Consider the following 24,261-nt stretch of genomic DNA (forward strand, 5'->3'; position numbering starts at 1 on the left):
CCATTTCACATTCTCTGCAGGCGGCTCAGGATCTCGTCCAGCGCCGCACGTCCCGGTGCCCTGCTGGTCTGATCACGAAGGGCCGAATTTGCCGGGTCCACCCAGCGCCACAGTTCGGGCCCGAATTGATGGATGCCCGCCGCTTCGACCGCCCTGCGGTTCTTCGCGACCCGTTGGCCGCTGGACAGTTCGAACTCTTTCGCCAGCAACGGACGCAAGTGCCGGTCCCAATCGGCACGAGTTCCGTCCGCGCGGTCCGCGAGCATCTCCGCCCTGGCGTGCCAGCGTTGCAGCATCTCAGCGGGACCGTTCTCCATGTCCTCGATCGAGTCCTCGGCCCCGGCCCCGGAGCGCTCGCGCAGCGACCAGACCAGCCAGCCCAGTGCCACCGCCACCGGGATCCCGGTAACGATCAGCAGCAACCCGCGGGCGCGCTCGACTGCGACCAGCTCGATCAGCGCGACGACGATCACACAGGCGACCACCACCCCCATTCGATTCACGCCGCGTCCTTCCCCGGCCGACCGTTCACGCGGGAACCTCCCCTTGCAGATCGGCGAGCACGATGCGCAGCAGTTGCTCGGCCCGCATGCGCTGCCATTCGAGCATGGCGTGCGGGCTGAACCTCGCCTCCTCGAACAAGGCGACCAGCTCGCGGGCGGACGCGTCGTGCAGCGCGCCGCGTTCGAACGCTCGGGCCAGCACCTCCATCGGAGTGTCCGAGATCAGCGGGGCGGCGGCGCGATCGGAGGCGAGGCCGCGCTCCATCGCGACGTAGCAGGCGATGATCGCGGTGCGCGGGTCCTGACCGGGGGCGTTCATCGCGGCCAAGCCCATCTCGGCCGCGCGGGCCAACGAGTCGGCCACGGTGGGCGCCGCCGGAACCGACTGCGCCGGGGCGGGCACCGGCCTGCGCCGCGCGGACACCGCGACGACGACCAAACCGCTCATCGCCACCGTCAGCAAGCCCGCCGCCGCGATCGCGGCCAGCACCAGCGCCGTGCCGGTCAGCTCCGCCGGCGTCGGGTCGTATTCGGCGGGCGGCGGGGCTCCCTGCTCCGGCGGAGTGCCCGTGGTGGTGGCGGGCGCGGCCGGGCGCGCGGGCTCGCTCGGTGTGCTCGCGCCGATGAAGTAGATCGCCGACGCGGCCGCGAGCAGCACCGCCAGCAGCGCGAGCGCTCCGAGCACAGCCAGTCCGACCCGCCCGAGACGCCACTGTGCGCGCTCGTCCTCGCGTTCCGGCTCGGGCATGGCCAGCGGCAACCGGTGCTGGCTCGCGATCACCCCCGCCAGCAAGATCACTATCGACACGGTGAGCAGCACCGGCATGAGCGCGACCGACAAGGCGGAGGGAGCGTGCCTGCGCGGCTCGGCCTCGGTAATTCCTGGGATGTATCCGTGCAAGGCGATGGCGGCAAAAGACAGCAGCGTGATCAGCACGATCACGCGCGATATCGGCGCTCGCGCCCTGCTCACTGCGTACCACCAATTCTGAGTACTGCACAAAACAGCCACATAGTTACATGCCGGGCGGTCGGCTCGGGATGGAATGGAATACTTCGGAGTTCCTCCTCTTAAACCGCGACTGTGCACCGAAGGCGACAGGTCGCTCGTGGCGGCTGCGACTACCGGGCGATAGCGGGCAATGACTGGGACAATTCACAAAGTCGGCTCGTCAAACGTGATATATCCGGCACTTCCCGGACGTCGCGCACCAGCTCGCCGAGCGCCGCGGACGCGACGACGGTGAGTTCACGGTCGGTGTCGTAGAGAACATCGACCAGGTTCACGAAACGCATCGTCCAGTCGGGCGGAACTTCGCGCAGCGGTGGTACATCCCGTATTTCCCAGCGCAGAAATCGTTGGGCCAGTTCTACATAATCCGCAGCGGAGGTTGGGACTCCGCACAATGCGGCGAAGTCGACGACGAGCAGGTCGTCACCTTCGGCGATAGCGTGCAAACTTGCGGCGGCGAGGGGAATTTCGAGGCGCGGATCGTTGTCCTGTTGCGCCGCATCGCGTTTCCGAGCGTCGACGGTCGCATCCGGTGGCGTCTTCCGAGCCGCGCGCGGCCCCGGGGCCACGACGTACCGTCCCGCCGCGAATCCGGTACGGCAACCACGGGAAGCCAGGGCGCGATAATCGGTCCCGCCGTCGACGGCCACCACGTCCATGTTCGCGAGAATCAGCTCGATCGTCGGAACGAACCGGTCGTGGAACAGCGGATTCGGCAGCAGCGCGGCCGGCGGATAGTTCGAGGTCACCACCAGTGCGACGCGGCGGGCGAACAGCGCGCCGAGCAGTCGGGCGATCAGCATCGCGTCGCCGATGTCGTGCACATGGAATTCGTCGAAGCAGATCAGCAGGGCGTCACCGAGCAGGTCGTCCACCGCGGCGTCGATCGAGCCGTACCGGTGTGCGGCGGCGTGCAAGCGGGCGAAGAACTGGTGGAAGTGGAAGCGACGTTTGCGTTCGGAGGCCACCTCGGCGAAGAACCGGTTCATGAGCATCGTCTTGCCCCGGCCCGGCCCACCGTAGAGGTAGACGCCCCGATGACGCCGGACCGGCCTACCGCGCCGATCGACCAACTCCCGCAACCGCTGCGCCGCCCGCACCTGGTCGGCGTCCCAACCACTCACATCGGGTTCCATGCCATCTCCTTGTCCTCTACATTTGTAGAGGACGGGGCCGCGCGGCGGCCAGGAAGGGTGATCATGTCCACAGGCGACCGGCGCGTGCTCCTCGTCGACACGGCCATCGAACTGATCGCGACACGGGGACTGCGGGCGCTCACGCACCGGGCGCTGGACTCGGAACTGGGATTGCCCGCCGGATCGGCCTCCTACTACTTCCGCACCAAACGCGCCCTCGTCGAGGCCATCGTGGACCGGATCACCACCCGTTCCCGCGAGGATTTCGCCGCCGCCGAGTTCACGCCGACCGGCGCGCCGAATGCTCGATCGATCGCGGAGGCCATCGCCGCCTGGCTCGACCGGCTACTGGCCGAGCGGCGCGCACACCTGATCGCTCGCCACGCGCTACTGGTCGACCTGCTCGATGATCACGACCTGCGTCCCCGGCTCGTACACAGCCTCTTCTCCCCCGACCGCGCCCGGGACCTCTTCCGCGCCATGGGCGCACCCGACCCGGACAGCAGAGCCGACGACTTCGTCGCGGTCGTGGAAGGGGCCGTCTTCGACCGTTTCGCGGGCAATCGCAGCTCCCTGCGGCCGGACACGCCGGAGAGCGTGCGGCAGCTCGCCCGCCTGCTCGTTTCTCACCTGAGCGCGTGACCGCTGCGCTCAGTTCGGCCAACCCCGCTGGCTGTAGGTCTCGCCGGTGCGGTAGCCGCGGATGCCCGCGGCCGGATACGGGATGAGCGTGGCCGGAAGGTCTGTGAGGGGGAACCAGCGGAGCTCGTAGGACTTGTCGGGCTCGCGATTGACCGGCTCACCCGACCAGCGGCGAGTCTCGAAGAACAATCCGATCCGAGCTTCCCGCCCGGAACCGACGACGTGCGCGGTATGGACGTGCCGCAGAGCCGCCGGGTCGATCACCACGCCGACCTCCTCGCACGCCTCGCGAACCGCCGCGGCGAGCGCCGACTCCCCCGACTCCAGCTTTCCGGCCGGCAGATGCCACAAGCCGTCGAACTCGTCCGCGCTGCGCCGCCTGCTCAGCAGCAACTCCTCGCCGCGCAGCAACAGCACGTGCACATCAACCAGATGCCGATCCGCCACCGCCCTCAACCTACGCTCCCGGAACGTTCACCCGAAACGCTTCGCACACGCCGCACGTTCTCCGCACCGGCCGTGGCGGGTGCGAATCGAGCGGCGGCGTGTGCGAGGACGGTTCAGTCGGCGGTGAGGACCAGGCCGGAAGTGGGAACGCCGGTGCCCGCGGTGACCAGGATGTTGGTCAGGTCGGGTACCGGATTGACCGAGTTGCCGCGGATTTGGCGCACGGCTTCGGCGATGCCGTTCATGCCGTGGATGTACGCCTCACCGAGTTGTCCGCCGTGGGTGTTGAGCGGCAGCCGTCCACCGACCTCGATGGCGCCGTCGGCGATGAAGTCCTTCGCCTCGCCCCGGCCGCAGAACCCGAGTTCCTCCAACTGCATGAGGACGAACGGGGTGAAGTGGTCGTAGAGGACGGCGGCCTGCATGTCCTGCGGACGTAATCCGCTCTGTGCCCACAACTGGTCGCCGACCAGGCCCATCTCCGGAAGGCCGGTCATGGCGTCGCGGTAGTAGCTGGTCATCACGTACTGGTCCGCGCCGGAACCCTGCGCGGCGGCCGCGATGACGGCCGGGCGCTGCGGCAGGTCGCGGGCGCGCTCGACGCTCGTCACCACGATCGCCACGCCACCGTCGGACTCCTGGCAGCAGTCCAGCAGGTGCAGCGGCTCGGCGATCCACCGGGAATTCTGGTGGTCGGCCAGGGTGATCGGCTTGCCGTAGAAGAAGGCGGCCGGGTTCACCGCGGCGTGCTTGCGGTCGGCGACGGCCACTCGGCCGAAGTCCTCGCTGGTGGCGCCGTAGACGTGCATGTAGCGCCGGGCGACCATCGCCACCTGCGCGGCCGGTGTGCCCAGCCCCTGCGGATAGGACCACCCCGCGTCGATGCCCGAGGAGGTGGGCGCGGTGGCCAGCGCCGTGGAGAACTGCCCGAACCGCGACACCGACCGCTCGTTGAACGCGCGATAGGCCACGACGACGTCGGCGATGCCGGTGGCCACCGCCATCGCGGCCTGCTGGATGGTGGCGCACGCCGCGCCGCCGCCGTAGCCGATGTGGCTGAAGAACTTCAAGCGTGGAATGCCGACCGCCCTGGCGACGGCGGCCTGGGTGTTGGTGTCCATGGTGAACGTGGTCAGCCCGTCCACGTCCGCGGGCGTCAGGCCGGCGTCCGCCAGCGCGGCGGTGACCGCCTCGGCGGCCAGCCGTAGTTCGCTGCGTCCGGAGTCCTTCGAGAAATCGGTGGCGCCGATGCCAACGACGGCCGCGCGGCCGGAAATACCCTGCTCAGTCATCGGCCCGCCACAACGCGATGACGGCCGTGGCCGTGATGTGGTCGCCGAGGCTGTCCTTGCCGACCACGTCGATGTGGATGTCCTCGCCCTCCAGCGCGGTCACCGTGCCGGTCAGCGTCAGCGTGTCCCCGGCGTACAAAGGCACGCCCAAGCGCAGCGCGATCGACTTGACGACAGCGCGCGGACCCGCCCAGTCCGTGACGAAGCGCTGCACCAAGCCGGTGTCGGTGAGGATGTTGACGAAGATGTCCTTGGAGCCGCGGGCGACGGCCTTGTCCCGGTCGTGGTGCACGTCCTGGAAATCCCGGGTGGCCAGGGCGGTGCTGATCACGAACGTGGGGTCGGCATCGATCACCAGCTCGGGCAACACCGTGCCCACCCGCACGGACCCCGGTTCGACGGCGGCGGTCACAGTGCCTCCTTCCTCGCATGAGCGGAGCCCTGCGTGGTCACGCTGCGCTGCCTCCTCCGGGCTCGACCGCTCACGCCGGGTCCTTTCTGCGCATGAGCGGAGCCCTGCGTGGTCACGCTGCGCTGCCTCCTCCGGGCTCGACCGCTCACGCCGGGTCCTTTCTGCGCATGAGCGGAGCCCTGCGTGGTCACGCTGCGCTGCCTCCTCCGGGCTCGACCGCTCACGCGCGCACCACCCAGAGCGGCAGGGTTGCCTCGTCGTCGAGCTTCTCGAAGCCCACCTCGACCGGCAGGCCGATCTCCACCGCGGCGGGCTCGATGCCGCGCAATTCACCGAGCATGCGAACGCCCTCCTCCAACTCGACCAGCGCCACCACGAACGGCAACTGCCGCCCCGGCACCTTCGGCGCGTGGTGTACGACGTAACTGAACACCGTGCCGCGCCCGGAGGCGACGACGTAATCGGTGGGTTTCGACTTGTCCTGCCAGATGGCCGGGATGGGGGGATGCCGCAGCGATCCGTCCGGGAGTCGCTGGATGCGCAGCTCCCCGGCGTTGGCTCCCTCCCAGAAGAATTCGGTGTCCCAGGAGACCAGCGGCTTCACCCGCTCGCCCGCGGCGGGCACCTGCGCCGCGGTGCCCGGGGCGAATTTCAACAACCGGAACAGCATCTCGGCGACCACCTCTTCACCGACCCGCCAGGTGGTCTGAAAGGTGACGAACCACCCTTCACCCAGCGCGGTCCGCTTCGGGCCGCGGATGTCCGACAGCGTGCTGGTGACCGAAACCTGCTCACCGACACTGAGATAGCGGTGATAGGTCTGCCTGCAATCGGTGGCCACCACCGAGGTGTAGCCCGCGGCGTCGAGTAGTTCGGTGGCCGCGCCCATCGGATCGTCGGCGGGCCGCGAACCGTTGAGCCCGAACATGGTCCACACCTGCGCCATGGCGGGCGGCGCGACGATGCCGGGATGTCCCACGGCGCGCGCCGCCTGCTCGTCGACGTAGATCGGATTGGCGTCACCCAGCGCCTCGACCCAGTTGTTGATCATCGGCTGGTTCACCGGATCACGCCCGAAACGGGGCGCGCACTCACCCGCCGCCCGAATCGCTTCGGCTGCGGCGACGATCGCCTCCGGAGTAGTGGTTTCCGGCACGCGCGGCTCCTTCACTCGTTATCGGGGTACTCGCGGCAACCGCAGTCCGGACGAGGCGACCAGCTCCCGCATAACCTCGTTGACGCCGCCGCCGAAGGTGACCACGAGGTTCTGCTTCGTCCTGCGGTCCAGCCAGGTCAGCAGTTCGCCGGTGGCAGGGTCGGCCGGGTCGCCGTAGCGGCCGACGATCTCTTCGGCGAGCCTGCCCGCCTCCTGCAGCGATTCGGTGGAGTACACCTTGGTGGCCGACGCGTCGGCGATCACCTGGGACTGATCGCCGTCGACGGTCCCGGCCACCTGCCAGTTCAGCAGTTCGTTCAGCCGGACCATGGCGTGGATGCGGCCCAGCGCGCGCCGCACGTCGAGTTCGGCGAGCACGCCGCGCGGTTGCGCCCAGTCGCGCACCCGGTCGTAGAGCTGCTCGATCTTGCCGGACGGACCCAGGCTCACCCGCTCGTGGTTGAGCTGAGTCGTGATCAGCTTCCAGCCTCGGTTCTCCTCGCCGACCAGCATGCTCGCCGGGACGCGCACGTTGTCGAAATAGGTCGCGTTGGTGTGGTGGGCGCCGTCGCAGGTGATGATCGGCGTCCAGGAGTAGCCGGGATCGGTGGTATCCACGATCAGGATCGTGATGCCGCGGTGGCGCGACTCGGCCGAGCCGGTGCGGCAGGCCAGCCACACGTAATCGGCTTCGTGCGCGCCCGTGGTGAAGATCTTCTGCCCGTTGACGACCCAGTCCCCCGACTCGTCGCGCACCGCGGACGTGCGCAGCGCGGCCAGGTCGGTGCCCGCCTCCGGTTCGGAGTAGCCGATCGCGAAATGGATCTCTCCGGAGAGGATTCCGGGCAGGAACCGCTGCTTCTGCTCCTCGGTGCCGAATTGCTGCAAGGTGGGGCCGACGGTCAGCAGCGTCACCAACGGAAGCGGGACGTCGGCGCGGACCGCCTCGTTGAAGAAGATCTGCTGCTCGACCGGCCCGAAACCCTGCCCGCCGTATTCCTTCGGCCAACCGACGCCGAGCAGGCCGTCGCGGCCCATCCGGCGCACGACGGCGCGGTAGGCGTCGCCGTGCCGGTTCACCGCCATCGCGGCCTCCTCCTCGGGAGTCACGAGATCGGCGAAATAGGCGCGCAGTTCGTCGCGCAGCCGGCGTTGCTCGGTGGTCAGGTCGATGAACATCTGGCCCCCAGACGATCGAGCCGCAGCGACGCGCCGCCGAGCCAGCGGGCGAGGTCCTTGGCTTGTGAGTAGTAGCGGTGCATCGGGTGGGTCACGTCCACGCCGAGACCGCCGTGCAGGTGATGGCACTTCTGCATGGCCGCGGGCAGTTCCGCGGTGACGGTGTAGGCCAGGATCTCCAGGTCGTCGTCGGTGCGGTCGCGATGCTCCTGGCTCGAATCATCCTGAGCAAGTGCCCAGTTCGCCGAGACCGCGGCGACGTGCAGGGTTCGCGAGACGACGTAGAGGTCGGCGATCTGCTGGGCCACGGCCTGGAACTGGGCCAGCGGCCTGCCGAACTGGTGACGGGTCCGCAGGTGCTCGGCGGTGAGGGTGATCGCACCCTTGAGCAACCCATCGGCTACCGAGCCGATCGAGGCGAGCGCCAGCCGGTGCAGATCGGCCAGGCCGGTGCTCCAGTGCTGTTCGGCGGGTATCTCCACCTGGTCGAGGCGCACGGTGCATTCGGGGATGCCACCGGAGACCGGCGTGGGCGTCAGGGTGAGCCCTTCGGCCTGCGCGTCGACCAGGGCGATGCCGGAACTGGTCGGCACGAGCAGCCAGCTCGCCTCCTCGGCGTAGGGCACGGCCACTTTGTGCCCGCTGATACGCACGGTGTTCCCGCTGGTGACAGCGATGGTCTCCGGCTTGACGGTGAAAGGCGCAGCGGGTTCGCTCAGCGCTGCCGTGAGCACGGTTCCCTTGGCGACCTCGGGCAGCACTCGCGCTATCGCGCTCTCCGGCGCACTCGCCACCATCGGCAGCACGCCGAACCCGAGTGTCGCGAGAGCGGGAACCGCGACCGCGTCGGTCGCCAGCTCGGTCAGTAACGCCGATACTTCGAGTAGCCCCATGCCGTCGCCGCCGTGCCGCTCGGGTACCGCGACGACGAGCAGTCCGGAGTCGACCAATCTCGGCCACAGCTCCATATCGCGAGCGGGTTCTCGCTCCAGCAAGCTCACGACGACCTCGGCGACCGCGTCCTGGCCCTCGTCCCTGGTGAAATCCACGTTTTCTCCCGGTTGTCGGCGACTAGCTGTTCGCGTCACGAGGCAGCCCGAGAATTCGCTCACCGGCCACGGTGAGCAAAATCTGTTCGGTTCCACCAGCGATCGATAGACAGCGCGTGAGCAGGAATTCCTTCACCACTTCGGTATCCTGCGCGCCGGAAGGCCCTGTCGTCTCGACAGCGAATTCCGCGACCGCTTGGCGGTGGCGCACCCCGACCAATTTGCGAACACTACTCTGTGCGCCCGGGTCTCCCCCGGCAAGCAACTTCACTGCCGCGCGTTGTTCCAGCAGAAGTCCGGCGACGGCCTCGGCGACGAATCCGCCGAGCCGGTCGTTCACCAATTCTGTGCCCGGTCCCGTGGCGGGCGATTTCGCGATCAGCTCTTCGAGCACCGGACCGATGCCGTTGCCACCCATCGCGACCCGCTCGGTCGCCAGGGTCGAGCGGGCGATCTGCCATCCATTGTTCAATGCGCCGACCACACAATCGTCCGGCACGAACACGTCGTCGAGGAAAACCTCGCTGAAACGCGCCTCACCGGTGATCTGCACCAGTGGGCGGACTTCGAGTCCGGCGGCGTGCATGTCGACCAAGAAATAGGTGATGCCCCTATGCCTGGGCGCATCCGGATCGGTGCGCGCCAGGCAAATCGCCCAATTCGCCTTGTCGCCCAGTGACGTCCACACCTTCTGTCCGCGCAGCACCCAGCCGCCGTCCACCTTTTTCGCGCTGGTCCGCAGCGCGGCGAGGTCGGAGCCCGCCTCGGGTTCACTGAACAGCTGGCACCACACCACCTCGCCGCGCAAGGTCGGCCACGCGAAGCGTTCGATCTGTTCCGGCGTTCCGTGTCCCAACAGCGTGGGAATCGCCCAGCCGCCGATGGCCAGGTCCGGCGCCGTGAGCCCGGCGCGGCGCAGTTCCTCGGAGATCACCAGACCGGTCATCGGGTCCGCGGCGCGCCCGTACGGCCGCGGCCAATGCGGCATGACCAGACCCGCCTCGACCAGTGCGTCGCGCTGCCGCTGTGCGGGCAGAGCCGCGATCCGCGCGACCTCGGCGGCCAGTTCGCGCGCGCCCCTTCCCGCCACGGCCGAGCCCGCGCCGGGGACGGCGCCTTCGGCGAAGACCCGGTCGGCCCCGGTGGTGCGCCGCGAACCCTGACGGGTCAGCTCGGTGACCCGGGCCCGCCAGCGCGCCGAGCCGCCGAGCAGTTGACGCAGCGCGGTCGCCCTGCGCAGATACAGGTGCGCGTCGTGCTCCCAGGTGAAGCCGATGCCGCCGAGCACCTGGATGCAGTCCTTGGCGGTCTCGACCGCGGCGTCCAAGGCGATCGCGGCCGCGATGGCGGCGGCGATCGGCAGTTCCGCGCCTCCGTCGTCCACGGCGGCCGCGGTGTCGGCGGCTACGGCGCGGATGAGTTCGGTGCGGCAGAGCATCCAGGCGCAGATGTGCTTGACCGCCTGGAACGAGCCGATCTTACGGCCGAACTGCTCGCGCACCTTGGCGTAGTCGACCGCGGTCTCCAGGCACCAGCCCGCGAGCCCGGCCAGTTCGGCGGCGACCAGCGCGACGAGCAGATCCCCGGCGTCGTGCGGCGGGGTGAACACCTGTTCGGCGGGCACCCGCAGGTCGGCGCAGTGCACCCGCGCCAGCGGAGTGCTCGGGTCCAGCGGCGTGAGCGCCTCCACCCGCAGGCCGTCGGCGTCGGGTGGCACCAGGCACCAGCGCTGCCCGTGCGGGTGGTCGACCGGCAGCAGGACGGCAGTGCCGGGCGCGGCGCCGAGGACGGAATCCCAGGTACCCGTGAGCAACACGCCGTCGCTTGCGGCGGGTACGCTCACCGTCGATCCGACGACGAAGTCGAGCGCGACACCGCACGGCATGTCCTCGGCGAGCCGGCCCGCCGTGATCAGATTGGCCAGAGCCGTTGCCAGCACGGGGCCGCCGACCAGGTCGTGCGCCGCCTGCTCCATCAGCACGGCGAGATCGGCAACCGATCCGCCCGCGCCGCCCGCCTCCTCGGCCACCGCGACCCGGAAGATCCCGATCTCGGCCAGCGCGGGCCAGTAGCCGCGCCAGAAGTCGGCCGCGCCGGTCCGCATTGTTGCAATCGGACGGGCCGAAGCGGCCCACCCGCGCATCGACTCCTGAACGGCTTTATGCTCGTCAGTGGTGGCGATGGTCACACTCCATACCGCCTTTCCGGCGTGACTCCCACACCTAGAACATGTTCTAATATCCTAGCCGGGCGGAAGTCAAGAGACCATCACCGCCGCGGTGCGACCGCGCACACAGCCGACGAAACGACGTTTCCGGAAAGGACTTTCATCAATGGCCAGTCCGTCCCGATCGCAGCCAGCCGACCCGAGCGCGGCGCGGCCCGCCGCTACGGTCACCACGCTCTCCGAGGACGAACTGAGTTCGGCGGCGCAGCGCGAGCGGCGCAAGCGGATCCTGGACGCGACCTTGGCGCTGGCGTCCAAGGGCGGTTACGACGCGGTGCAGATGCGCGCGGTCGCCGAACGCGCCGATGTCGCGGTCGGCACGCTGTACCGCTACTTCCCGTCGAAGGTGCACCTGCTGGTCTCGGCGCTGTCGCGGGAATTCGAGCAGATCGAGGGCAAACGCAAGCCGCTTGCCGGGCAGTCCCCGCAGGAGCGCATGCACCTGCTGCTCACCCAGATCACCCGGATGATGCAGCGCGACCCGCTGCTGACCGAGGCCATGACCCGGGCGTTCATGTTCGCCGACGCCTCCGCCGCCGCCGAGGTCGACCGCGTCGGCAAGGTGATGGACCGCGTCTTCGCGCGAGCCATGAACGATGGGGAGCCCACCGAACGCCAACTGGCCATCGCGCGCGTGATCAGCGATGTGTGGCTGTCGAATCTCGTCGCCTGGCTGACCCGGCGCGCCTCGGCCACCGACGTCACCGAACGCCTGGAACTGACCGTCGACCTCCTGCTCGGCGAACGCAACCAGTAAGCTCGATCGGGATCCCCCAGCGCACGGCGGGCAATTCAGCGCACGGCGAGCAATTCGACGCCCGGCCACCATGCCGGGTTCGAACGGCCGCTGTACTGCGACGAAGCTCACCCGCTCGGATCCCGTCGCCGTTAGCTGGGCAGATCCACCGGACACCGGTTCAGCACCTGCGTTATCGTGCGCACGCGGACCGGCGCGCTGCTGTGCGGCAAATTCAACACAGTATTGTTTTGCCCGCCCCCTGAAAAAACTCCTCCGATCACTAGGTTGGATGCGTGAGCGCACAGGATCTGCCACTGGAACTTCGCCGTGCACTGTCGACGGTCGCGCGCGTGCCACGGCTGCTGGTCGCATCGGATTACGACGGGACACTCGCGCCCATCGTGTCCGATCCGGCCAAAGCCTTCCCCCATCGGGAATCGGTGAGCGCGTTACGAGCCCTCGCCGGCCTGACCGGGACCACTGCCGCCGTGATCTCCGGCCGCGCGCTGCGAGATCTCGCGGCGCTGTCGCGGTTGCCGGTCGAAGTGCAATTGATCGGCAGCCACGGCTCGGAATTCGACGTCGGCTTCGTACACGCGATCGACAACGACGCCAAGCACCTGCTCAGAGAGGTGCAGACGGCGCTGAACCAGATCGCCGCGGACAACCCGGGCGTCACCGTCGAGATCAAGCCTGCCAGTGTGGCGTTGCACGTGCGCAACGCCAGCCCGGAGATCGGTCATCGGGCGCTGTCGCAGGTCCGGCTCGGTCCGGCGTGCTGGTTCGGCGTGCAGGTCACCGAGGGCAAGGCCGTCATCGAACTGGCCGTGGTGCAGACCGACAAGGGCACCGCACTGGACACCGTCCGGCATCAGGCGGGGGCCTCGGCCGCGGTGTTCTTCGGTGACGACGTCACCGACGAGAAGGCGTTCCGGGTGCTCGCGGGCCCGGACGTCGGCATCAAGGTCGGCGACGGCGAGAGCCTGGCCAAGTTCCGGGTGGACAGCACCGAGGCCGTGGCCTGGGCGCTGGCCTACCTGCTGGAGGAGCGCCGGACCTGGCTGGCGGGCGCGAGCGCGCCGCGTATCGAGCGGCTGACCATGCTGGCCAGCCCGCGCTCGGTCGCGCTGCTCACCCCGGACGCCACGGTGACCTGGTTCTGCCACCCGGAGCCGGACTCCGCCGCGGTGTTCGCGCACCTGCTCGGCGGCCCGCAGGGCGGTCACTTCACCATCGAGCCCGAGCGGCCGGGGCTGCCGCTCTCGCAGCGCTACGTCGACGGCACGATGACCGTCGAAACGCGCTGGGCCAGTCTGCAAGTCACCGACTACCTGCCGCACGACGTCGCGCCCACGCGTACCGACCTCACCCGGGTGATCACCGGCGACGCGAAGGCCGTGGTCACCTTCGCTCCCCGGCCGGAGTTCGGCCAGGTGCCGGTGAACCTCGAAGCGCAGGAGGGCGGGCTGCGCGTGTACGGCACCAACGATCCGATCGTGCTGCGCTCCCCCGGCGTGCGATGGGAGATCGTCTCCGACGGGACCCACGAGTCGGCACGTGCCGTGGTCGACCCCTCCAAAGGCCCGGTCGTGCTCGAATTGCGCTGTGGCACCTTCGACCTCGAACCCGCCGAGACCAGCGAGGCCCAGCGGCGCCGGGAGGCCGAGCGGTACTGGTCGGAGTGGGCCTCGACGCTCACGCTGCCGCCGCTGAAGCCCGACCTGATGAAGCGCTCCGCGCTGACCCTGCGCGGCCTCGTGCACGCGCCCTCCGGTTCGATCCTCGCGGCCGCCACCACCTCGCTGCCCGAGGACATCGGCGGCGTGCGCAACTGGGACTACCGCTATTGCTGGCTGCGCGACGCCGCGTTGACCGCCCAGGCGCTGGTCTCGCTCGGCTCCCTCACCGAGGCCGAGGATTACCTCGGCTGGGTGCACCGGGTACTGGAGACGTTGCCCGGCCCCGAGCGCCTGCACCCGCTGTACACGCTGTACGGCGAGACGCTGCCGCCGGAGGCCTCGATCGACCAGTTGCCCGGCTACGCGGGCTCGCGTCCGGTCCGCGTCGGCAACGCGGCCAACATGCAGGTGCAGTTGGACGTCTTCGGCCCGATCGTGGATCTCATCGCCACCCTGGCGCACGCCAGGGAGCTGCGGGGCGTCACCGATCCCGCGCACGTGCTGCCCGATGCCGACTGGGAGCTGGTGTGCGCCATGGTCTCGGCGGTCCAGCGGCGCTGGCAGGAGCCCGACCACGGCATCTGGGAGATCCGCGGCAACCCCCGCCACCACGTGTACTCGAAGGTGATGGGCTGGCTGACCGTCGATCGTGCGCTGACCCTGGCGCAGAAGTTCGATCGCGAGGCCGATCCGGCCTGGCCGGTGCTGCGCGACACCATCGCCGACGAGGTGAAGGCGAAGGGCTGGAACGACGACGTGCAGTCCTACACCGCGGCCTACGACGGCACCGACCTCGACGCGGCCACGCTGCACATCGGGCTGAGCGGCCTGATCGACCCCTCCGACCCGCGCTTCGCGGCGACCGTCGTGGCGACCGAGGCCGAGCTGCGCAGCGGCTCGACCGTGTACCGCTATCACCACGACGACGGCTTGCCCGGCGGCGAGGGCGGATTCCACCTGTGCGCGGCCTGGCTGGTCGAGGCGTACCTGCTGATCGGGAAGCGCTCGGACGCCGAGGCGCTGTTCGCCCAGCTGGTCGACGTCGCGGGGCCGACGGGGCTGCTGAGCGAAGAGTACGACCCGGTCGCCGAACGTTCGCTCGGTAACCATCCCCAGGCCTACAGCCATCTCGGCCTGTTGCGCTGCGCGCAGCTGCTCGGACAGCCGGTGGAGGCCGCGCTGGTCTGAAGTCTCGAGCTCACCGAGGGCCCGCGAACGAGGAATCGTCCACGGGCCCTTGGTTTTCGCGTTCCACGTGGGCGTTACCTCCTACCGCCGGACCGGATTTGCTAGAGTTAAACGGGAACGATTTCCATTTTGATCTGCCGGACTGCCAGGAGTACCCCACGTGAAGACCAGATTCGCCATGAAGTGTGTAGGCATCGCCGTGGGGTTGGCCTCCGTAGCGACAATCGCCGCGTGTGGCGACTCCACCGACTCCGACCAGCCGGTCGTCGTCACCTCCACCGACGTATGGGGTGACATCGCCGCCGCCATCGCGGGTCCCGACGCCACCGTGCGGTCGCTGATCACCGATCCGAACGCCGATCCGCACTCACACGAGACCTCCGCTGTCGAGTCGGCCGAACTGAGCGACGCCGATCTGGTGGTCTACAACGGCGGGGGCTACGACGAATTCGCCGAGAAGGCGGTGGCGGGCACGAACAAGCGCACGGTGGACGCGTACTCCCTGCGCGTGGACCAGAGCGACGAGAACGAGCACATCTGGTACGACGTGCGCACCGTGGGTGTGGTCGCCGACCGCATCGCCGCCCAGCTCGGCGAACTGGACCCGGACAAGGCCGCGGCCTACACCGAGCGTGCGACGACGTTCAAGGGCCGCCTCGCCGCGGTCACCGCCATCACCGGCAAACTCGCCGCCGAGCATCCGAAAACGCCGGTGCTGCAGACCGAACCCCTCGCGCACTACCTCTTGGCCGCCGCCGCGGCGGACGATCTGACGCCGCACGAGTTCCAGGAAGCCATCGAGCAGGAGACCGACCCGGCGCCCGCGGCCGTCGTGGCGACCCAGGACCTGCTCACCGGCAAGCGCGTCCGCGCATTGATCTACAACGTGCAGACCGAGGACAAGATCACCAAAGACCTGCGGAACACCGCGCAGAACGCGGGCATCGCCGTCGTCGAGGTGACCGAGACCCTGCCCGAGGGTGAGGATTACATTCAGTGGCAGACGAAGAACGCGCAGGCCTTGGCCGCCGCGTTGGCCTGAGCGGATGACCGAGCCAGCGGCGCTGACCGAGCACACCGACCGGGCGCAACGACGGCGGTCGGGCATCGGCGACGACTCGGCCGCGGTGCGGCTGGAGTCGGCGCGGTTGTCGTTCGGCGACCGAACCTTGTGGGACGGACTGGATCTCACTGTCGCCCGCGGGGAGTTCGTCGCGGTTCTCGGCCCGAACGGGTCGGGTAAGACCTCCCTGCTGAAGGTTTTGCTGGGGCAACTCGGTTTGAGTTCCGGCACTGCCCGGATCGCGGGCTCGCCCGCGCGCGCGGGCAATCCCGACATCGGCTATGTGCCGCAACAGAAGACGATCGACGCCGGAGTGCAGTTGCGCGGCGTCGATCTCGTCGGGCTCGGCGTCGACGGGCATCGCTGGGGGCTCGGACTACGCTACCGAGCCGAGCGCAAGCGCAAGGTGGCCGCTGCCATCGCCGACGTCGGTGCGGAACATTTCGCCTACGCGCCATTGGAATCCATGTCCGGCGGCGAGCAGCAGCGCCTGCGGGTGGCGCAGGCGCTGGTCGGCGATCCGAAGGTGCTGTTGTGCGACGAGCCGTTGCTCAGCCTGGATCTGGCCAACCAGCGGCTGGTCGCCGAACTGATCGATCGCCGCAGGCGCACCCACGACACCGCGGTGCTCTTCGTGACGCACGAGATCAATCCGATTCTGCCCCTGGTGGATCGCGTGCTGTACCTGGTCGACGGCCGGTTCCGGATCGGGACGCCGGAGGAGGTGATGACCTCCGCGGTGCTGTCACAGCTGTACCGCACCGAGGTGGACGTCCTGCGGGTACGCGGGCGTCTGGTGGTCGTCGGCACCGGCGACACCATGGACGCGCTCGGCACGGCGGGCGGCCACTGCCACGGACCGGCGGGCGACGAATTCGCACACGGCGTCGCCACGCCGGAGGTAACCGCGGCAACGGGCGATGCGCCGGTGAACAGTACATCCTCCGCCGGCCCGGCAACGACCGCTTCCGCTTCGAGCGAGTCGTCGGACACCAACGGCGCTGCCCCGGCCCGACGACCTTCCGTGGAGCCGGCCGCCACCGTGGACGGCGACGGAGGCGGCCCGGCCCGGCCGGCCGCTGACCCGGATCAGAGCGGAGTGCGTTCGTGACCGACAAGCTCTCCGGCGTTCTCGACAAGATGCTGGATTTCGGTACCACGGCGAACCTGCTTTCCTACGGGTTCGTCCAGCAGGCGCTGCTCGCCGCGGCCCTGCTCGGATTGCTGTCGGGGGTGATCGGTCCGCTGATCATCAGCAGGCAGATGTCGTTCGCGGTGCACGGCACCAGCGAGCTGTCCCTGACCGGCGCCGCCGCGGCGCTGCTGGCCGGTATCGGGGTCGGTGTCGGCGCCATCGCGGGGTCGGTGGTCGCCGCGGTGTTGTTCGGGCTGCTCGGCACCCGGGCACGCGAACGCGATTCGGTGATCGCGGTGGTGCTCTCGTTCGGGCTGGGGCTCTCGGTGCTGTTCCTGTGGCTCGGCCCCGATCGCGCGGGCTCGAAGTTCTCGCTGCTCACCGGACAGGTGGTCAGCGTCGGCAACAACGGCATCGGCCTGCTCGCGGTCTGCACCGCCGGAGTGATCGCGGTGCTCGCGTTCGTCTACCGGCCGCTGCTGTTCGCCAGCTCCGATCCGGAGGTGGCGGTGGCGCGCGGGGTTCCGGTGCGGGCGCTGTCCATCGTGTTCGCCGTGCTGCTGGGCATCACGGCGGCCTTCGGGGTACAGATCGTCGGCGCGCTGCTCGTTCTCGCCCTGCTGATCACCCCGGCCGCCGCGGCGGCGCAGCTCACCGCGAACCCGGTCCGGGCGACGGTGCTCGCGGTGGTGTTCGCGGAAGTGGCCGCGGTGGGCGGCATCCTGCTGTCGCTGGCGCCGGGTGTCCCCGTCTCGACCTTCGTCACCACGATCTCGTTCCTGACCTACCTCGCCTGCCGCCTGCTCGGCGCCCGCAACCGCCGCCTCGCCCCCGCCCGCTGAAGACCGCTCACCAGACCCGGTGGGCGCTGGCCGCTGCGGACCTCGACTCGCGTCGATAGCAGGCCGCACGGGTAGGCAGATGCGTACAGGAAGGCCGCGCTCCTGGATATCCCGCGCAGTTCAGCGTGGCAGCGCCACGCCGGCATCACTTTGATGGCGGCCGCCTTCAGTCACTTGCCAGGGTTTTCGTATGCTCGACGCATCACGCCCCCGAACGAATGGTGACCAACGATGATCGACTTCGCGATTCCCGCCGAACTCGCCGCCGAACGCGATCGAGTACGCCGATTCGTCATCGACAAGATCGTCCCCTACGAGCGCGACCCGCGCCTGACCGCGCACGGCCCGACCGACGAGCTGCGCCAGGAACTCGTCGAACTCGCGCGCGCCGAGAAGCTGCTCACCGTGCAGGCGCCCGAAGGGCTCGGCGGGCGCGGACTGACCCACGTCGAGCAGGCGGTGATCTACGAAGCGGCGGGCTGGTCCACGCTCGGCCCGGTCGCGATGAACTGCGCGGCGCCCGACGAGGGCAACATGTTCCTGCTGTCCAAGGTGGCCGACCCCGACCAGGTGCGGCGTCATCTGGCCCCGGTGGTCGCGGGCCACCAGCGCTCGGTCTTCGCCATGACCGAGCCCGACGGCGCCGGCTCCGACCCCGCCCAGCTGACCACCGAAGCGACCTTCGACGGCGAGAACTTCACCGTCAACGGGCGCAAATGGCTGATCACCGGCGCCAACGGCGCGAAGACCTGGATCATCATGGCGCGTTTGGCCGCCAACCCGCACTTGCCCGAGGGGCCCACGCTGTTCCTCACCGACGGCGATCAGCCCGGCATCGTCATCGAACGCACGATGAACACGATGGACCGCAACTACGTCGCCGGGCACGGTGTTGTCCGCTTCGACAACCTGGTCCTGCCCAGGGAGGCGCTGCTCGGCGAGGCGGGCCAGGCGCTGCGCTACGCCCAGCTCCGGCTCGCACCGGCCCGCTTGACCCATTGCATGCGCTGGCTCGGCGCCGCCGAACGCGCCCAGAGCATCGCGGTCGAGCACGCGCGCACCCGCACCGCGTTCGGCAAGCCGATCGGCGAACACGAGGGCGTGTCGTTCATGCTGGCCGATAACGAGATCGCGCTGCACCAGTGCAGGCTGACCATCTGGCACGCCTGCTGGCTGATGGACAACGGGGCGAAGGCGCGGCACGAGAGCTCGATCGCCAAGTCGTTCGTCTCCGAGGAACTGTTCAAGGTCGCCGACCGGTGTGTACAGGTGCTCGGCGGCATCGGCATCAGCGACGAGACGGTGGTCGAGATGATCTTCCGGGACATGCGCGCGTTCCGGCTCTACGACGGGCCGACCGAGGTGCACAAGTACGCCATCGGGCGAAAGGTCCTGCGCGGATAGCGGAGGACTTTCGGCCCCACGTCAGGTCCGCGTCCGTCGGCTAACATCCTGAGGCATGAGTTCGGAACTGCACGTCGATGTCTCCCGGGGCGTCGCCGTGCTCACGCTCAATCGGCCCGCGCAGCAGAACGCGTTCACTCCCACGATGGCCGCCGAATTGGGCGCCGCATTGCAACGCTGCGATGCGGAAGACGCCATCCGTGCCGTGATCGTCACCGGCACCCCGCCCGCGTTCTGCGCGGGCGCGGACCTATCCAATCGAGTCGGGGAGGTCAGCGCCACGATCGCCCCGCCTCCGTGGCGAGTGCGCAAACCGGTGATCGCGGCCGTGAACGGCCACGCGGTGGGCATCGGCTTGGCGCTGGCCCTGCAATGCGACCTGCGATACCTGGCGCGCGACGCGGTGTACGGGCTGAACCAGGTCCGCCGCGGCGTCGTGGCCGACGGCTACGCGCACTGGACGCTACCCAGGCTCGTCGGCATGGCCAACGCCGCCGACATCATGCTGACCGGGCGCACGTTCGATGGTGACGAAGCCAAAGCGATGGGCTTGGCCAACAGCTCGCTGCCCGCGAGCGAGGTGTTACCGACCGCCCTCGCCGTTGCGCACGACATCGCGAACGGCTCGGCCCCGCTACCGGTGGCGCTATCCAAGCGGCTGCTCTGGGAGGGGCTCGGAATGAGCCCCACGGTGGTCGGTCAACTGGAGACCGAACTCAACCAGCATGCGACCAAGAGCATCGACGGCGGCGAGGCCATGGCAGCCTTCCGGGATCGCAGACAGCCCAGCTGGTCCGGCAGCGTCAGCACGGAATGGCCCGCCTGGGATGCAGCGGACCGCGAGCGGCCCAGCCTGGATTAGGGACTCGGCCCGGCGCGGAGCTTCGGCGCAGTCGCGCCGCACTCGCCCGCTGTGCGACTGTCTCGACCGCGGTGGACGGCCTCCGTCCGGCTGCGCGGCTCAGGCGTTGCCGCCGAGGAGAATGAGCAGGAACAGCACCGCGAAGATGATCATCAGAACGGTGCCGACGATGCCGAGGATGTAGCCGACCATCACCTGGGCGCGACCACCGAGCGCACCGCCGGATTCCTCGATCTGGTCGAGCGCGCGCCGCCCCAGTGCCCACGCCACCGGCCCCAGCACGCCGCAGCAGAAGACGCTCACCGCGCCGAGAAACAAGACCGCCGTCGCGTTCGGATGCTCGACCGGCGAACCGATGGGCTGATTGGGTATCACCACCAGCCGAATTCTACTGGGCTCGTCCGCCTCTCCGGGTCTTTAGGCCATACGAGTCGGGTATCGCCGGATTCCCTTGCAGGTCTTGGGTTCGGCGCCCGATCCGGTTCTAGGACTACGCGGTGAGTTACCCGCGTTCCTGCGAAACAAGTTGTCGCGCAAGGGAACAGGGCATGGGGTCCCCGAGAGCGGCTCGCACCTGGCCATCGCCGCCGTCGGCAGGCAGCACACGCTTCCGCGGTCGACGGCAGGCAGGCCGGACGAGCGGCGCAACGTCCTCAGGCGCGGCGTTGCCGGGCGACTTCGGAGAGCACCACTCCGGCGGCGACCGACGCGTTCAGCGATTCCACCGGGCCCGCCATCGGAATCGACAAGATCGAGTCACACGACTCCCGGACCAGGCGGGAAAGGCCCTTGCCCTCCGAGCCGACCACGATCACGATCGGCTCGCGGCCGTCGAAGTCGTCCAAGGTGGTGTCGCCACCCGCGTCCAAGCCGACGATCTGAACTCCCTGAGCCGCCCAATCCTTCAGTGTGCGCGTGAGATTCGTCGCGCGGGCGACCGGGAGCCGAGCGGCGGCGCCCGCGCTGGTACGCCAGGCGACCGCGGTGACGCTCGCGCTGCGCCGCTGCGGAATCAGGACGCCGTGCCCACCGAAGGCCGCCACGGAACGCACCACCGCACCGAGGTTGCGCGGATCGGAGATATTGTCCAGCGCGACCAGCAGCGCGGGCTCCGCGGAACCACGTGCCCGGTCGAGCAGGTCGTCCGGGTGGGCGTAGCGGTACGGCGGCACCTGAAGAGCGACGCCCTGGTGCAATCCATTGGAACTCATTCGATCCAGGTCGGTGCGCGGCACCTCCAGGATCGAGATGCCCGTATCGGCGGCCAACCGCACGCTCTCGGTCAACCGGTCGTCGTTCTCGGTGCCCACCGCGACGTACAGCGCCGTCGCGGGCACACCCGCACGCAGGCACTCGACCACCGGATTGCGCCCGAGCACCAACTCCGGACCGTCATCGCTCTTGCGTCCCGCGGGCCTGGCCCCGCCGCGCGCGGACGAACGAGCCTGCGCGCTCTTGGCTTTCACCGCCGCTCGCTTGGCGGCGGGATGCTTGGTGCGCATCTCGGCGGGCGGCGTCGCGCCACGCCCCTCCAGCCCGCGCCTGCGCTTGCCGCCGGAGCCGACCACGGCGCCCTTCTTGCTACCGCTCTTGCGAACCGCACCTCGGCGCTGCGAATTGCCTGCCATCATTTGGCCTTTCCGGATTGCGGTGCGCCGAGGGCCCATTCGGGACCGCTGGCGGTGTCGGTGACGTCGATGCCCGCGGACTGGAGCCGATCGCGCACGGCGTCGGCGGTCGACCAGTCCTTGGTGGCCCGGGCCTCCTGACGGCGGTCGAGTTCCGCGCGCACCAGCACGTCCAGCGCGTCGAGCGCGGCGGAGGAATCGCTCGGGGCGTACCAGTGCGGGTCGAGCGGGTCGACACCGAGGACGCCGAGCATGGCGCGCACCTGGCTCGCCAGATCGCGCGCGAAGTCGATCGCGCCGACTTCCAACGCCTTGTTGCCCTCGTGCACGGCGCGGTGGATCTCCGCCAGGGCCTTGGGCACCGCGAGGTCGTCGTCGAGGGCGGCGGCGAACGCGTCGGTCCACTTGCCGACCGGAATCTCGCCGGCCCGGTCCACCACCCGGTTCACGAACGCCTCGATGCGCTGATAGGACTGCGCCGCGTCGTGCAGCGCCTTGTCGGAGTACTCCAGCATCGAGCGGTAGTGCGCGCTGCCGAGGTAGAACCGCAGCTCGACGGCACGCACCTGCTTAAGGACGTTCGGCACGGAGAGCACGTTGCCCAGTGATTTGGACATCTTCTCCCCGCCCATGGTCACCCAGCCGTTGTGTAGCCAGTACCTGGCGAATCCGTCGCCCGCGCCCTTCGACTGGGCGATCTCGTTCTCGTGGTGTGGGAACACCAGGTCCATGCCACCGCAGTGGATGTCGAATTCCGGGCCGAGATAGAACCCGGCCATCGCGGAGCACTCCAGGTGCCAGCCGGGGCGGCCGGGGCCCCACGGCGACGGCCAGTTGGGCTCGCCCGGCTTGGCCGCCTTCCACAGGGTGAAGTCGCGGGGGTCGCGTTTGCCCTCGCCCGCGCTCTCACCTTGGTGCACGTCATCGAGCCGGTGGCCCGACAGCTTGCCGTAGTCGGGAAAGCTGACCACGTCGAAGTAGACATTCCCCGCGGAGGCGTAGGCGTGACCGCGGTCGATCAGCCGCCGCATCATCTCGACCATCTGGGTGATGTGGCCGGTGGCACGGGGCTCCGCGGACGGTGGCAGCACGCCGAGCCGTTCGTAGGCGCGGTCGAAGGCGCGCTCGTGCGTGGCGGCCCACTCCCACCACGGCCTGCCCGCCTCGGCGGCCTTGGTCAGGATCTTGTCCTCGATATCGGTGACATTGCGGATGAACCAGACGTCGAAGTCGTGCGCCAGCAACCAGCGTCGCAGCACATCGAACGCGACTCCGCTGCGCACATGGCCGATGTGCGGTTCACCCTGCACGGTGGCGCCACAGAGGTACACCGACGCACGGCCGGGGACCAAGGGCGCGAAATCGCGCACGGTCCGCGTGTCGGTGTCAAAGAGGCGCAGCGTCACGGCAGTCGATCCTAGCTGGTGTATACGGTCGTTCACGGACCGGCTCGGGTCCGCCGGAGCAGGATCAACGACAGGCTTGCAGCAGGGCCGTCGCCACAGCGGCGACGCCCTCGCCGCGGCCGGTCAGACCGAGGCCGTCGGTGGTGGTGCCGGACACCGAAACAGGGGCATCGAGCAGCTCGCCGAGCACCTTTTGCGCTTCGGCGCGCCGGGGCCCGATCTTGGGACGATTGCCGATCACCTGCACCGCGGCGTTGACCACTTCGAAGCCCGCTTCGCCCAGCAGCCTGCGCACTTCCTTCAGCATGGCCGCGCCGGAGACACCCGCCCATTCCGGGCGTCCGGTGCCGAACACCGCGCCGACATCGCCGAGGCCCGCCGCGGACAGCAGCGCGTCGCACAGCGCGTGTGCGGCGACGTCACCGTCCGAATGACCCGCGCAGCCGTCGTCACCGTCGAACAGCAGACCGGCCATCCAGCAGGGCCGGCCCGCTTCGATCGGATGGACGTCGCTGCCGATGCCGACGCGCATGGTCACGGCGTCACCGCCCGTCCGACGCTCGCACCGTCGAGCACCGCGTCGGCGAGCCGGAGGTCGAGCGGAGTGGTGATCTTGAAGGCCAGCGGGTCGCCGGCAATCGTGTGGACTCCGACACCGAGCCGCTCCACCAGCCCCGCGTCATCGGTGGCCTGGATGCCCTCGGTCGCGTAGGCCGAACGCAGCAGATCGGCCGCGAAACCCTGCGGCGTCTGGATGGCGCGCAACCGGGCGCGGTCGGGAGTGCCGGTGACCGCACCGGCCGCGTCGACGGACTTGATGGTGTCGGCTACCGGAAGCCCGGGAACCACGGCAGGACGGCCCGCACGCAACTCCGCCGCGACGCGAGCGATGAGCTCGGGCGGCGTGAGGGCGCGGGCGGCGTCGTGCACCAAGAAGTAGGCGGCGTCGGGCGCGGCGGCGAGACCCGCTCGCACCGAGTCGATGCGTTCGGCGCCGCCGACGACCACCTGCACCGAATCCGAGGGCGGCAGCAGGGCAACGGCGCTGTCGACGAGCTCGGTGGGAACCATCACGATGATCCGGTCGACCACGCCGGAGGCGATCAAGCCTTCGACGGCGAGCCGGACCATGGGTGTGCCGCCGACCGCGACGAACGCCTTGGGTTTCGATTCACCCAGACGCACGCCACGGCCGGCGGCAGGCACCAGAGCAACGACGGGTCCGTCGGTGGAACGGACACCGTTGTCAGGTGTGTTCAC

General features: G+C 69.3%; 22 protein-coding genes and 1 pseudogene. 8 read left to right on the top strand and 15 right to left on the bottom strand.

Annotated features, from left to right (window positions below):
- Positions 1-5: 5 nt before the first annotated feature.
- From GVY39_RS14660 to zapE, 3 genes are all read right to left on the bottom strand, one after another.
- Complete coding sequence (locus GVY39_RS14660) at positions 6-494, bottom strand: hypothetical protein (protein ID WP_159924829.1); 489 nt, start codon at positions 492-494, stop codon at positions 6-8.
- A gap of 34 nt (positions 495-528) precedes the next feature.
- On the bottom strand, positions 529-1,476 hold the full coding sequence (locus tag GVY39_RS14665; RefSeq protein WP_195070255.1) for a DUF4129 domain-containing protein: 948 nt from the start codon (positions 1,474-1,476) through the stop codon (positions 529-531).
- A gap of 149 nt (positions 1,477-1,625) precedes the next feature.
- The gene (gene zapE, locus GVY39_RS14670; protein WP_159924649.1) at positions 1,626-2,651 is read right to left on the bottom strand and encodes a cell division protein ZapE; all 1,026 of its coding nucleotides are present in this window, start codon (positions 2,649-2,651) and stop codon (positions 1,626-1,628) included.
- A gap of 63 nt (positions 2,652-2,714) precedes the next feature.
- On the opposite strand from zapE, the gene GVY39_RS14675 reads away from it, so the two are divergent.
- Complete coding sequence (locus tag GVY39_RS14675; RefSeq protein WP_159924647.1) at positions 2,715-3,293, top strand: TetR/AcrR family transcriptional regulator; 579 nt, start codon at positions 2,715-2,717, stop codon at positions 3,291-3,293.
- Between the two features lie 9 nt (positions 3,294-3,302).
- On the opposite strand, the gene GVY39_RS14680 is transcribed toward GVY39_RS14675, so the two are convergent.
- The 7 genes from GVY39_RS14680 to GVY39_RS14710 all read right to left on the bottom strand — a co-directional run bounded on the left by GVY39_RS14680 (position 3,303) and on the right by GVY39_RS14710 (position 11,016).
- On the bottom strand, positions 3,303-3,740 hold the full coding sequence (locus GVY39_RS14680; protein WP_159924645.1) for an NUDIX domain-containing protein: 438 nt from the start codon (positions 3,738-3,740) through the stop codon (positions 3,303-3,305).
- Between the two features lie 113 nt (positions 3,741-3,853).
- A complete protein-coding gene (locus GVY39_RS14685) occupies positions 3,854-5,032 on the bottom strand; it encodes a lipid-transfer protein (RefSeq protein ID WP_159924643.1) in 1,179 nt (392 codons plus the stop codon).
- Positions 5,025-5,444: a MaoC family dehydratase gene (locus GVY39_RS14690; protein WP_159924641.1), complete on the bottom strand. Its 420-nt coding sequence runs from the start codon at positions 5,442-5,444 to the stop codon at positions 5,025-5,027. The genes GVY39_RS14685 and GVY39_RS14690 overlap by 8 nt, the downstream gene beginning before the upstream one ends.
- A 220-nt stretch (positions 5,445-5,664) precedes the next feature.
- Positions 5,665-6,600, bottom strand: coding sequence for a bifunctional MaoC family dehydratase N-terminal/OB-fold nucleic acid binding domain-containing protein (locus GVY39_RS14695; protein ID WP_159924639.1), 936 nt, complete (start codon positions 6,598-6,600; stop codon positions 5,665-5,667).
- Positions 6,601-6,618: 18 nt separating this feature from the next.
- Positions 6,619-7,779, bottom strand: a complete 1,161-nt coding sequence (locus GVY39_RS14700) for an acyl-CoA dehydrogenase family protein (protein ID WP_159924637.1) — start codon at positions 7,777-7,779, stop codon at positions 6,619-6,621.
- Positions 7,764-8,828 (bottom strand): acyl-CoA dehydrogenase family protein, encoded by a 1,065-nt coding sequence (locus tag GVY39_RS14705; protein ID WP_159924635.1) that lies wholly within the window; start codon positions 8,826-8,828, stop codon positions 7,764-7,766. The genes GVY39_RS14700 and GVY39_RS14705 overlap by 16 nt, the downstream gene beginning before the upstream one ends.
- 22 nt (positions 8,829-8,850) lie before the next feature.
- Complete coding sequence (locus tag GVY39_RS14710) at positions 8,851-11,016, bottom strand: acyl-CoA dehydrogenase (RefSeq protein ID WP_159924633.1); 2,166 nt, start codon at positions 11,014-11,016, stop codon at positions 8,851-8,853.
- Positions 11,017-11,161: 145 nt separating this feature from the next.
- On the opposite strand from GVY39_RS14710, the gene kstR reads away from it, so the two are divergent.
- The 7 genes and pseudogenes from kstR (at position 11,162) to GVY39_RS14745 (ending at position 19,967) form a co-directional block, all read left to right on the top strand.
- Positions 11,162-11,812, top strand: a complete 651-nt coding sequence (kstR, locus tag GVY39_RS14715; protein ID WP_043686038.1) for a cholesterol catabolism transcriptional regulator KstR — start codon at positions 11,162-11,164, stop codon at positions 11,810-11,812.
- A 275-nt stretch (positions 11,813-12,087) separates the two neighbouring features.
- A complete protein-coding gene (gene otsB / locus GVY39_RS14720; RefSeq protein ID WP_159924631.1) occupies positions 12,088-14,661 on the top strand; it encodes a trehalose-phosphatase in 2,574 nt (857 codons plus the stop codon).
- A gap of 160 nt (positions 14,662-14,821) precedes the next feature.
- Positions 14,822-15,703, top strand: coding sequence for a metal ABC transporter solute-binding protein, Zn/Mn family (locus GVY39_RS14725; RefSeq protein WP_370523791.1), 882 nt, complete (start codon positions 14,822-14,824; stop codon positions 15,701-15,703).
- A 4-nt stretch (positions 15,704-15,707) separates the two neighbouring features.
- Positions 15,708-16,571 (top strand): annotated as a pseudogene (locus GVY39_RS14730) (metal ABC transporter ATP-binding protein); the annotation flags it as partial.
- Between the two features lie 260 nt (positions 16,572-16,831).
- Positions 16,832-17,701, top strand: coding sequence for a metal ABC transporter permease (locus GVY39_RS14735; protein WP_159924621.1), 870 nt, complete (start codon positions 16,832-16,834; stop codon positions 17,699-17,701).
- A gap of 231 nt (positions 17,702-17,932) precedes the next feature.
- The gene (locus GVY39_RS14740) at positions 17,933-19,105 is read left to right on the top strand and encodes an acyl-CoA dehydrogenase family protein (protein ID WP_159924619.1); all 1,173 of its coding nucleotides are present in this window, start codon (positions 17,933-17,935) and stop codon (positions 19,103-19,105) included.
- Between the two features lie 55 nt (positions 19,106-19,160).
- Entirely contained in the window at positions 19,161-19,967 is an 807-nt protein-coding gene (locus tag GVY39_RS14745) for an enoyl-CoA hydratase/isomerase family protein (RefSeq protein ID WP_159924617.1), read from the top strand.
- Positions 19,968-20,066: 99 nt separating this feature from the next.
- Here the strand turns inward: GVY39_RS14745 and GVY39_RS14750 are convergent, their stop codons facing one another.
- The 5 genes from GVY39_RS14750 to ispD all read right to left on the bottom strand — a co-directional run bounded on the left by GVY39_RS14750 (position 20,067) and on the right by ispD (position 24,261).
- Entirely contained in the window at positions 20,067-20,345 is a 279-nt protein-coding gene (locus GVY39_RS14750) for a DUF4190 domain-containing protein (protein WP_159924615.1), read from the bottom strand.
- A gap of 275 nt (positions 20,346-20,620) precedes the next feature.
- Positions 20,621-21,595, bottom strand: a complete 975-nt coding sequence (rlmB, locus tag GVY39_RS14755; protein WP_159924823.1) for a 23S rRNA (guanosine(2251)-2'-O)-methyltransferase RlmB — start codon at positions 21,593-21,595, stop codon at positions 20,621-20,623.
- Complete coding sequence (cysS, locus tag GVY39_RS14760; protein WP_159924613.1) at positions 21,595-23,001, bottom strand: cysteine--tRNA ligase; 1,407 nt, start codon at positions 22,999-23,001, stop codon at positions 21,595-21,597. Before cysS ends, rlmB begins: the two co-directional genes overlap by 1 nt.
- 64 nt (positions 23,002-23,065) lie before the next feature.
- Positions 23,066-23,533 (bottom strand): 2-C-methyl-D-erythritol 2,4-cyclodiphosphate synthase, encoded by a 468-nt coding sequence (gene ispF / locus GVY39_RS14765; RefSeq protein WP_159924821.1) that lies wholly within the window; start codon positions 23,531-23,533, stop codon positions 23,066-23,068.
- Positions 23,534-23,535: 2 nt separating this feature from the next.
- Entirely contained in the window at positions 23,536-24,261 is a 726-nt protein-coding gene (gene ispD, locus GVY39_RS14770; RefSeq protein ID WP_159924611.1) for a 2-C-methyl-D-erythritol 4-phosphate cytidylyltransferase, read from the bottom strand.

Source organism: Nocardia sp. CY15 (genome assembly GCF_009829295.1).
Taxonomy (GTDB): Bacteria; Actinomycetota; Actinomycetes; order Mycobacteriales; family Mycobacteriaceae; genus Nocardia; species Nocardia sputi.

Excerpts from the sequence above, each read along its gene's own strand:
- GVY39_RS14660 (WP_159924829.1), bottom strand. The coding sequence starts at position 494 with ATGGGGGTGGTGGTCGCCTGTGTGATCGTCGTCGCGCTGATCGAGCTG.
- zapE (WP_159924649.1), bottom strand. The coding sequence starts at position 2,651 with ATGGAACCCGATGTGAGTGGTTGGGACGCCGACCAGGTGCGGGCGGCG.
- GVY39_RS14675 (WP_159924647.1), top strand. The coding sequence starts at position 2,715 with ATGTCCACAGGCGACCGGCGCGTGCTCCTCGTCGACACGGCCATCGAA.
- GVY39_RS14685 (WP_159924643.1), bottom strand. The coding sequence starts at position 5,032 with ATGACTGAGCAGGGTATTTCCGGCCGCGCGGCCGTCGTTGGCATCGGC.
- GVY39_RS14700 (WP_159924637.1), bottom strand. The coding sequence starts at position 7,779 with ATGTTCATCGACCTGACCACCGAGCAACGCCGGCTGCGCGACGAACTG.
- kstR (WP_043686038.1), top strand. The coding sequence starts at position 11,162 with ATGGCCAGTCCGTCCCGATCGCAGCCAGCCGACCCGAGCGCGGCGCGG.
- GVY39_RS14740 (WP_159924619.1), top strand. The coding sequence starts at position 17,933 with ATGATCGACTTCGCGATTCCCGCCGAACTCGCCGCCGAACGCGATCGA.
- GVY39_RS14745 (WP_159924617.1), top strand. The coding sequence starts at position 19,161 with ATGAGTTCGGAACTGCACGTCGATGTCTCCCGGGGCGTCGCCGTGCTC.
- rlmB (WP_159924823.1), bottom strand. The coding sequence starts at position 21,595 with ATGGCAGGCAATTCGCAGCGCCGAGGTGCGGTTCGCAAGAGCGGTAGC.
- ispF (WP_159924821.1), bottom strand. The coding sequence starts at position 23,533 with ATGCGCGTCGGCATCGGCAGCGACGTCCATCCGATCGAAGCGGGCCGG.